Annotated in this window: 9 protein-coding genes; all 9 read right to left on the minus strand. The window is 32.6% G+C overall.

What is annotated here, in order from left to right; translation table 11 throughout:
* Positions 1–4: 4 nt before the first annotated feature.
* On the minus strand, positions 5–1,114 hold the full coding sequence (locus AMN84_RS04840) for a dimethylsulfoniopropionate demethylase (protein WP_075483915.1): 1,110 nt from the start codon (positions 1,112–1,114) through the stop codon (positions 5–7).
* Positions 1,111–1,887 (minus strand): alpha/beta fold hydrolase, encoded by a 777-nt coding sequence (locus AMN84_RS04845; RefSeq protein ID WP_075483917.1) that lies wholly within the window; start codon positions 1,885–1,887, stop codon positions 1,111–1,113. Before AMN84_RS04845 ends, AMN84_RS04840 begins: the two co-directional genes overlap by 4 nt.
* Positions 1,884–3,512 (minus strand): long-chain-fatty-acid--CoA ligase, encoded by a 1,629-nt coding sequence (locus tag AMN84_RS04850; protein ID WP_075483919.1) that lies wholly within the window; start codon positions 3,510–3,512, stop codon positions 1,884–1,886. The genes AMN84_RS04845 and AMN84_RS04850 overlap by 4 nt, the downstream gene beginning before the upstream one ends.
* The gene (locus tag AMN84_RS04855) at positions 3,512–5,272 is read right to left on the minus strand and encodes an acyl-CoA dehydrogenase family protein (RefSeq protein WP_075483921.1); all 1,761 of its coding nucleotides are present in this window, start codon (positions 5,270–5,272) and stop codon (positions 3,512–3,514) included. Before AMN84_RS04855 ends, AMN84_RS04850 begins: the two co-directional genes overlap by 1 nt.
* Positions 5,273–5,307: 35 nt before the next feature.
* Entirely contained in the window at positions 5,308–6,417 is a 1,110-nt protein-coding gene (gene leuB / locus AMN84_RS04860; protein ID WP_075483923.1) for a 3-isopropylmalate dehydrogenase, read from the minus strand.
* Positions 6,410–7,015 (minus strand): 3-isopropylmalate dehydratase small subunit, encoded by a 606-nt coding sequence (gene leuD, locus AMN84_RS04865; protein WP_075483925.1) that lies wholly within the window; start codon positions 7,013–7,015, stop codon positions 6,410–6,412. The genes leuB and leuD overlap by 8 nt, the downstream gene beginning before the upstream one ends.
* The gene (gene leuC, locus AMN84_RS04870; protein WP_075483927.1) at positions 7,015–8,418 is read right to left on the minus strand and encodes a 3-isopropylmalate dehydratase large subunit; all 1,404 of its coding nucleotides are present in this window, start codon (positions 8,416–8,418) and stop codon (positions 7,015–7,017) included. The genes leuD and leuC overlap by 1 nt, the downstream gene beginning before the upstream one ends.
* Positions 8,419–8,429: 11 nt before the next feature.
* Positions 8,430–8,963, minus strand: a complete 534-nt coding sequence (rplS, locus tag AMN84_RS04875) for a 50S ribosomal protein L19 (protein WP_075483929.1) — start codon at positions 8,961–8,963, stop codon at positions 8,430–8,432.
* A gap of 17 nt (positions 8,964–8,980) precedes the next feature.
* Positions 8,981–9,522 (minus strand): tRNA (guanosine(37)-N1)-methyltransferase TrmD (trmD, locus tag AMN84_RS04880; protein WP_075483931.1); only part of this gene is annotated, 542 nt, incomplete at its 5' end.

A 9,522-nucleotide genomic window follows, 5' to 3' on the forward strand; every position in this document is an offset into this window, starting at 1 on the left:
TATACTAGATGAAGGGTAAATCGCAAACTGTTCCTAAATATATTTTATCTTTAATTTCGATTTTAAATTGGTTTTTGCTATTCCAATAAGGTTTATTAATCATTGCAATACCAATAATCTTTTTAAAATTTGGGGAATAAGCGGCTGATCTTACATATCCAACAATATTATTCTTTTCATCGAACAATTCTTTTTCTTTGCTCATATTGATTTCATTATGATCAATTTTAACTCCCATTAATTTTCTAGAAACTCCATCTTTTTTAATTTTTTGTAACTTTTCCTTTCCTAGAAATTTAACATCAGTATCTAAATTTATATACTTATCGAAATTTGCTTCAAATGGGTTATCTCCATTATCAAAATCATTTCCATACGATAAAAGCGCTGACTCAATTCTTTCAATTAGATTTGGGCAACCAGCTCTGACGTTCAATTCCTTGCCATGTTCAAATAAGCCATCATATAATTTTTGACCAGCAATATCATTCTCAACATATACCTCAAATCCCCCTTGTTTCGACCAACCTGATCTTGCTACAAAATATTTATTTTGTTTAAATTCAAAGTATTTAAAATTGAAAAATTTTAGTTGTCTTATTTCATCACCAAACAATTTAGCCATTAAGTCGTCTGATAGAGGACCTTGAATAGCAAGTATGTTAACATTTGGCTCATGAATTTTGACATCAAAATTATGTCCTGCAGCTAAGCCTTTCGCAAAAAAGATTACATCAGAATCGGCAATTGAAAGCCACCATCTATCATTTTCAAGTTTATTAATTATTGGATCATTTACTAAAAGTCCTTCGTGGTCAATTAATGGAGCGTAATAGCATTTTCCAATTTTAGATTTAGATAAGTCTCTACATGTCATTAATTGAACAAGTTCTGCTGAGTCTTTGCCTGATATTTCTACCTGTCTTTCCGCAGCAACATCCCAAACTTGAACATACTTTTTTAAATGATTGTAGTCATCTTCAATTGATTTGAAAGATACTGGTAATAGCATATGATTATAAACTGTATATCCGCTAACACCGTGAGCTTCTATTCTTTCTGTGTAAGGTGTGCTTCTAAGTCTACGTGATCTTATAATTGGAAAATTTTTCATTTTTTTAAAAATTCAGCTACCTTTTCTCTCATTTCAAAAGCTTTTTCAAACATAATCATATGTCCGCACTCATTAATTATTTGGGTCTCTGAATTTTTAATTAAATTTGCAAATTTTTTTCCATTTTCTAAGGGGGCCATTTTATCCAGAGCTCCAAAAATTAATAAAGTTGGACAATCAATTGCAGCTGAAGCTTCTTTGCCATTTTTATAATTATTACAAGCTTTTAAGTCTGTGGCTAAAATTTCTTTCACCTCTCTTGAGGAATTAATAATTTTCTCGACTGGATTGCCTCCTATAAATTTCCTTGAACCTTCGTAACCCCATTTCATCATTAAGTGTACAGCTTTTTTATCTCCAGAATCTGCTAGATCAATTAAATCTTGGTTAACAGGCATTCTATAGGAGCCCGCTAAAAAAACTAATTTATGAGTATTTTTTTTAAAACGCGAACCATACTCTAATGCTTCTAAACATCCTTGAGAATGTCCTACTATTGAAACCTGTTCGATTTTTAAAAAAAGTCTTACACTTTCAATCCAATCTGCAATTTTTTCGATTGAATCAATGCAGGGCCCGTCCGAATTTCCATGACCTGGTAAATCCAAAGATAAAATATTTAGATCTTTGTTAGATAAAAATTGTTCTGTAAGAGACCACACAATGTGAGACAATCCACTTCCATGTAAAAGGAATACAGTTTTCTTTGTAGGATCAAAGTCTTTACCTGCAGTAGATGCAAATACTTGCTTCTTATCTATTTCAAAAATCAACTTAGTTCCTTGGCCTTTTTTCTTAACTCAAATTTCTGAATTTTTCCTGTTGAAGTTTTCGGTAATTCGCAAAAAGCAATTTTTTTTGGAATTTTAAAACCAGCCAATGTTTCTCTGCAAAAATCAATAAGTTCTTTCTCTGTTGCCTCTTGATCCTTTACTTTTTCAATAAATGCACAAGGTACCTCGCCCCATTTTTCGTCCGGTTTAGCAACTACTGCCGCTATTGAAACGCTAGGGTGTTTAGCCAAAGTATTTTCTATTTCAATAGATGAGATGTTTTCTCCACCAGAAATAATTATATCTTTTGATCTATCCTTGATCTTTATGTAACCATCTGGATGCACCACAGCTAAATCTCCAGAATGAAACCATCCGTGAGCCATTGCTTTATCAGTTGCCTCTTTATCTTTAAAATAACCTTTCATGACGATATTTCCTTTAATCATAATTTCACCAATAGTTTTGCCGTCCTTTGGTACGGGTTTCATGGTTTCTGGATCTATTACTTTTGTATCTTCTGTGTTTGGATATCTAACACCTTGTCTGGCTTTGATTTCATTCTTTTTGTCTTCATCAAATGAATTCCAATCATCATTCCACGCACATTGCAGGATATGACCATACGTTTCAGTTAATCCATATACATGCATCACTTCAAAACCTAAATTTTCCATTTTTTTAAAAATTATACTTGGTGGTGGAGCGCCTGCGGTCAAAACAAAAACTTTTTTCTTCAACTTCTTTCTTTCTGACTCTGAGGCACCCGTAATCATATTTAGAACTATTGGTGCACCTCCAAAGTGACTGATGTCGTGTTTTTCAATTAATTCAAAAATTTTTTTTATGTCTATAGCTCTTAAACATATAGTTTTTCCATTTAACATTGGAATTGTCCATGGGTATCCCCATCCATTACAATGGAACATTGGTACAACTGTTAAGAAATTTAATCTGTTAGGCATATTCCAAGCTACTGCGCTTCCAGTGGACATTAAATAAGAACCTCTATGATGATATACTACACCTTTTGGATTACCCGTTGTGCCTGATGTATAGCTTAATGAGATTGCTTGCCACTCATCTTTTGGTTTTTTCCAAACATAACTTTCATCTCCTGTATTCAAAAAATTCTCGTATTCTTTGTCACCAATTTTTTTAAGCAAAGATTGATCTGCGTTATCGTCTTGAATATCGATAATCAAAGGCTTAGATTTTACATTTTCTAATGCTTTATTTATTACTGAATGAAGTTGTCTATCGACTATAAGAACTTTTGCCTCAGCGTGGTCTAAAATATAAGAAACTGTTTTTGCATCTAATCTTGTATTGATTGTATTTAGAACTGCGCCAGTCATTGGTACAGAATAGTGAGCCTCAAATATTTCAGGGGTATTAAAAGCCATCACAGAAACAGTATCACCCTCTTTAATCCCGATCTTCTCTAATGCACTAGCAAACTTAATACAGCGATTGTAAATTTGTGACCAGGTATAAGAACGATTTTCGTATACTAACGCTTCATAATTTGGATATATATCCTTTGCTCTTTCTAAAAAACTTAAAGGGGTTAAGGGTACAAAATTCGCATTATTTTTATCCAAATTTTGATTATATTTGTTCATTAATTAAATTTAGCACTCATAGTTGTGTGACTGCCACTTGTTCCAACAACGTAATGAGACTGTGCTCTTGGTAAAATTTTTTCAAAATAATACTTTCCTGTATTAATTTTATCTTCATAAAATTCTTTATTTGAATTTTGTTTTTCAAAACTTATTTTTAAAGTTTTAATCCAAGCAAAAGCTAAGGCTGTGTAACCCAATACTTTTAAATAATCATTACATGCTGCACTTGCATCATCCTTATTTGATTTGATTTTTTCTCTCATCCACTTCGTAAAAGATACCAAGATTTCTTTATATTTTTCAAAAATGTTTAAAAAACTTTCTAAATTTTTTTCGTTTTTATAATTTTTGATTTCATTATCCATTGATTTTATAAAGTTTTCAAATATGCCTTCTGAAGAAATTTTTCGGTACACAAGGTCAATTGCTTGAACAGAGTTTGTGCCTTCGTATATTGGTGTTATTCTATTATCTCTAAATAATTGTTCAATCCCTTGATCTTTTGTATAACCATAGCCGCCAAATACCTGAATTGCATCATTGGTAATTTCTACACCATTATCTGTAAAAAATGATTTAATAACTGGAGTGAGCAATGCAACCATATTTGATGCATCACCTCTTACATCTTTATCATCGTGAGATAAACTTACATCAATTTGCTGTGACAACCAAAAGGCAAAAGACCTTTGGCCCTCAATAATTGATTTCATATTCATAAGACTTCGTCTTATGTCTGCATGCTTGATAATTAAATCTGTTTCTCCATTTTTACTGTTGTTTGCTTTTCCTTGCTTTCTCTCTTTTGAATATGCAACAGCATTTTGGTAAGCAGTTTCAGCAATTCCTAAACCTTGTACACCAACTACAATTCTCTCTAAATTCATCATCGTGAACATAGAATTCAAACCTTTGTTTTCAGGTCCAATCATAATACCTTTCGAATTTTCAAAATTTAGAACACAAGTTGGTGAACCTTTAATTCCCATCTTGCTCTCAATTGAGTTTGTGCTGACACCGTTTCTAGAACCTACAACTCCATCGTCACTGACCTCAAATTTTGGAACAAGAAATAAACTTATTCCTTTTGTTCCTTTTGGTGCATCTGTGGTTCTTGCTAAAACTAAATGAATTATATTTTCCGTTAAATCATGGTCCCCAGAAGTAATAAAAATTTTTTGTCCAGTTATTTCATAGGTTCCATTGCCTTTTGGAACTGCTTTTGTTTTTAATAAGCCTAAATCGGTTCCACACTGTGGTTCTGTTAAGCACATTGTTCCGCTCCATTTTCCCTCTACTATTTTTGGAAGAAATTTATCTTTTATGCTTTGCTCAGCATGAGTGAGTATACAATTATAAGCGCCAATACTAAGTTCACTATATAATTTAAATGCTAAACTTGACGATGACAGCATTTCCTCAAAAAAAGTACTTACAGTCTTTGGGATACCCTGACCACCATATTTTGGATCACAAGATAGAGAAGTCCAGCCATCTTCTATAAATTTTTTATAGACTTCTTTATAGCCTGGAGGTGTTCTCACAACTCCATTTTCATATACGCAAGGATTTTCATCTCCTGATTTAGCTAATGGTAAAATAAGCTCTTGGTTTATTTTTGCTGCCTCCTCTAAAATTCCTTTAACAAGTTCCGAATTAATTTCTTTGTATTTTTCAATTTCTTTATATCTTTGATTATCTTTAAGATTATCAAAGAGGAACATCATTTCTTCAACTGGTGCAGTATAAATAGTCATATTTTTTTCTAATTATCTAACGTAAGTTAATTTATTTATTTTTGCAAACACGCAATAATCGCATCTCCCATCTCTGAAGTAGAAACTTCTTTTTTTCCCTTAGAAATAATATCTTTTGTCCTTAATCCATCATCTAATACCTTTTGAACAGCGTTATCTAAAGCTTTAGATTCTTTGTCTAAATTTAATGAATATTTTAACGCCATTGAAAAACTTAATATAGTTGCAATAGGATTTGCAACACCTTTGCCAGTTATATCAGGAGCTGAACCATGCACAGGTTCATACATCGATCTCATATTTCCATCTTTGTCTTTAGCTCCTAATGATGCAGATGGTAATAAACCTAAAGACCCTGTCAACATTGCAGCTTCGTCTGATAGAATGTCTCCAAATAAATTATCGGTTACGATTACATCAAATTGTTTTGGATTTCTTAATAACTGCATAGCACAATTATCTGCTAACATATGAGTTAGCTCTACATCTTTATATTCTTTGTCATGTAAAATTTGAACTTCTTCTTTCCAAAGCTGACCTGCTTCCATCACATTGGATTTTTCACATGACGTAACTTTATTGTCTCTTTTTTTAGCTAAATCAAAAGCAACTCGCGCAACTCTTTCAATTTCTTTTGTAGTGTAAGTATGAGTATTAATTCCTTTTCGCTCGCCATTATCTATCGGTTTGATCCCTCTTGGCTCCCCAAAATATATTCCACCTGTTAATTCTCTTACGATCATTATATCTAAACCTGAAACAATTTCTGGTTTTAAACTTGAGGCGTCCACTAATTGTTTAAAACAAATGGCAGGTCTTAAATTAGCAAAAAGTTTCAATTCTTTTCTAAGTTTAAGAAGTGCTCTTTCAGGTTTTTTTGAGAATTCAAGCTTGTCCCATTTAGGTCCTCCTACAGCACCAAGTATTACCGCTTCACTTTCTAAAGCTTTATAAAATACTTCATCTGTTATGGGTGTCTTATATTTGTCATATGCTGCTCCACCAACAAGATCTTCATCAATTTCAAAATCTAGGGATTTGTTTTTATTAAACCACTGAATAATTTTTTTAACTTCCGCGATAACCTCTGGACCTATTCCATCTCCTGGTAAAAGAAGAATTTTTCTTTTTTTAACTTTAATCATTAAAAATCCAAGGTCTAGCTGACTTAACCTTTTTTTCAAATTCGTTGATATGTGATGATTTTTCTAGTGATAAAGCGATATCATCTAGACCTTCAATTAAGCATTTCTTTTTAAAAGGATCTATTTTAAATTTTAATTCATTATTTCCAAAAAGAATTTTTTCTTCTTTTAAATTAATTTCAATTTCTTCTTTTCTTTTTGAATATTCAGCTAACTCTTTTATTTTTTCTTCATCGAGAATTATCGGCAAAATGCCATTTTTAAAACAATTATTATAGAAAATGTCTGCATAGCTTGAGCTTATTACACATGTTATTCCAAAGTCTAAAAGTGCCCACGGAGCATGTTCTCTCGATGATCCGCAGCCAAAATTATTTCCAGCTATTAAAATTTTTGAATTATTATACGGGGATTTGTTTAATATGAAATTATCGATATTTTTTCCGTCATCATCGTACCTCATTTCATGAAATAAGTTTTTTCCTAATCCTGTTCTTTTAATAGTTTTTAAAAACTGCTTAGGAATAATCATGTCCGTATCTATATTTACAATCGGCAAATAGGCTGGAATGCTTTTAAGTGAGGTGAATTTTTTCATTAGTTTTGATATTTTCTAACATCATCTAGATTTCCAGCAATAGCTGCGGCAGCTGCCATACCTGGGCTTACTAAGTGGGTTCTTCCTCCTCTTCCCTGTCTTCCTTCAAAGTTTCTATTCGAAGTAGATGCACATCTTTCTTGAGGTTTTAATTTATCGGCATTCATTGCTAAACACATTGAACATCCAGGTTCTCTCCATTCGAAACCGGACTCTATAAATATTTTATCTAGACCTTCTTGCTCAGCTTGTTCTTTAACTAAACCAGAACCAGGGACAACCATTCCATGTACATGTGAAGCCTTTTTCTTATTTTTTAATATTTGTGCAGCCTCTCTTAAGTCTTCAATTCTTCCATTCGTACAACTTCCTATAAATACTTTATCAATTTTAATGTCTTGAACTTTTACATCAGGTTTGAGACCCATATAATTAAGAGATCTATTTATCGAATTCTTTTTATCAATATTTTTTTCATTTTCTGGATTGGGGATTTTTCCATTAATTGAAACTACGTCCTCAGGTGAAGTTCCCCATGTAACCATAGGCGCTATTTCATCGCCTTTTAAATTAATTTCTTTATCAAATTTTGCATCGCTATCACTTTTTAATTTACTCCAATAATCAATTGCTTTTTCCCAGTTTTCTTTTTTTGGAGACATTGGTCTATTTTTTAGATAATTAAAAATCTTTTCATCAGGTTGGATTAATCCTGCTCTAGCTCCACCTTCTATAGACATATTACAAATGGTCATTCTCTGTTCGACAGAAAGATTTGATATGACTGAACCAGCATATTCTAACACGCATCCCGTTCCTCCAGCAGTTCCTATTTTGCCAATGATTTGAAGAATTACATCTTTTGATGTTACTCCTAAAGGAAGTTTTCCATTAACATTAATTCTAAAATTTTTTGCTTTTTTCTGAACTAGAGTTTGTGTTGCTAAAACGTGCTCAACCTCTGAGGTTCCTATTCCAAACGCTAAAGCTCCAAAAGCACCATGAGTTGCCGTGTGACTGTCTCCGCAAACAATAACTGTCCCTGGTTGAGTAAATCCTTGCTCGGGTCCTACTATATGAACTATTCCTTGTCTTTTATCATTCATTCCAAAAAGTTTGATGTCAAAGTCTTTGCAATTTTTTTCAAGTGTTTCTACTTGAATTCTAGAGTCGTTGTCATCAATTCCTTTAGATCTGTCAGTTGTAGGTATGTTGTGATCAACAACAGCAAGGGTTAAGTTTGGATGTCTTACATTCCTTTTGCTATTTCTAAGTCCTTCAAAAGCTTGTGGGCTAGTCACCTCATGTATCAAATGTCTATCCACAAATAGCAAAGATGTTCCATCATCCTGTTGGTGGACTAAGTGATCACTCCAGATTTTATCGTATAAAGTCTTTGGCATTTAAAAAAAGATTATTTTTTTAATTCTGTAGAAATCTTACTATCTTCTTTTTTCTCTTCAAGTTTTTTGGGTGTCCCAGCGACTTTTGTCTCGGCTTTTTCCTCAGTATTCTTTTGTTCTGTTGCTGGTAACACATTTTCCTCTGTAACCTGCTCAGGTTTGGCATCAATATCAATACCAATTTTCTTTTTTATCTTTTCTGCAATTCTTGCTGATTTACCGGTTCTTTCTCTTAGATAGTATAGTTTTGCACGTCTTACTTTACCAGATCTTATAACTTTGATTGTATCAACTATTGGACTATAAAGAGCAAAAGTTCTTTCAACACCTTCTCCGAAAGAAATTTTTCTAACTGTAAAAGATGAATTTAAGTCTCTATTTTTTTTTGCTATGCAAACACCCTCAAAATACTGAATTCTATCTCTCTTTCCTTCAGTAATTTTTACACCAACTTTTATGATATCTCCTGGAAAAAACTCTGGAAGTTTTTTTTCAGCTGAAATTTTTTTAACGTTAGCTTTATTTATGTCTTCTATATTTTTCATGTTTAAATTTTGCAATTTTAATCCTTTTTATATTTTTGCCATAAATCTGGTCTTCGGAGCCGTGTTATAGCCTCAGATTGTGATAAACGCCAGCTTTTAATTTTATTATGATCTCCAGATAAAAGTATGTCAGGAACACTTAATTTCTCCCATATTTGAGGTTTGGTATATTGTGGATACTCCAAAAGCCCGTTTTCAAAACTTTCATCTTTTGTAGAATTAAGATTTCCTAACACTCCAGGCACTAATCTTAAAACCGTATCTAGAACAACAAAAGAAGCCATCTCTCCCCCAGAGAGTATAAAGTCTCCTATACTTATCTCCTCTATATTTCTTGAGTCTAGAACTCGTTGATCGACTCCCTCAAAGTGCCCACATAAAATATTTACTTTGTTTTTTTTAACAATATCCTTTGCAATATCTTGATTAAAAATTTTACCCTTAGGTGTTAGATAATAGACTGTCTCTTTTTCTTCCAAATTTGCGTCCAAAGATTTTGCTACTACGTCTGGTCTCATTAACATGCCTACGCCACCGCCGTATGGAGTATCATCAACGG

Origin of the sequence: Candidatus Pelagibacter communis (assembly GCF_001180105.1) — a bacterium.
Taxonomy (GTDB): Bacteria; Pseudomonadota; Alphaproteobacteria; order Pelagibacterales; family Pelagibacteraceae; genus Pelagibacter; species Pelagibacter ubique_K.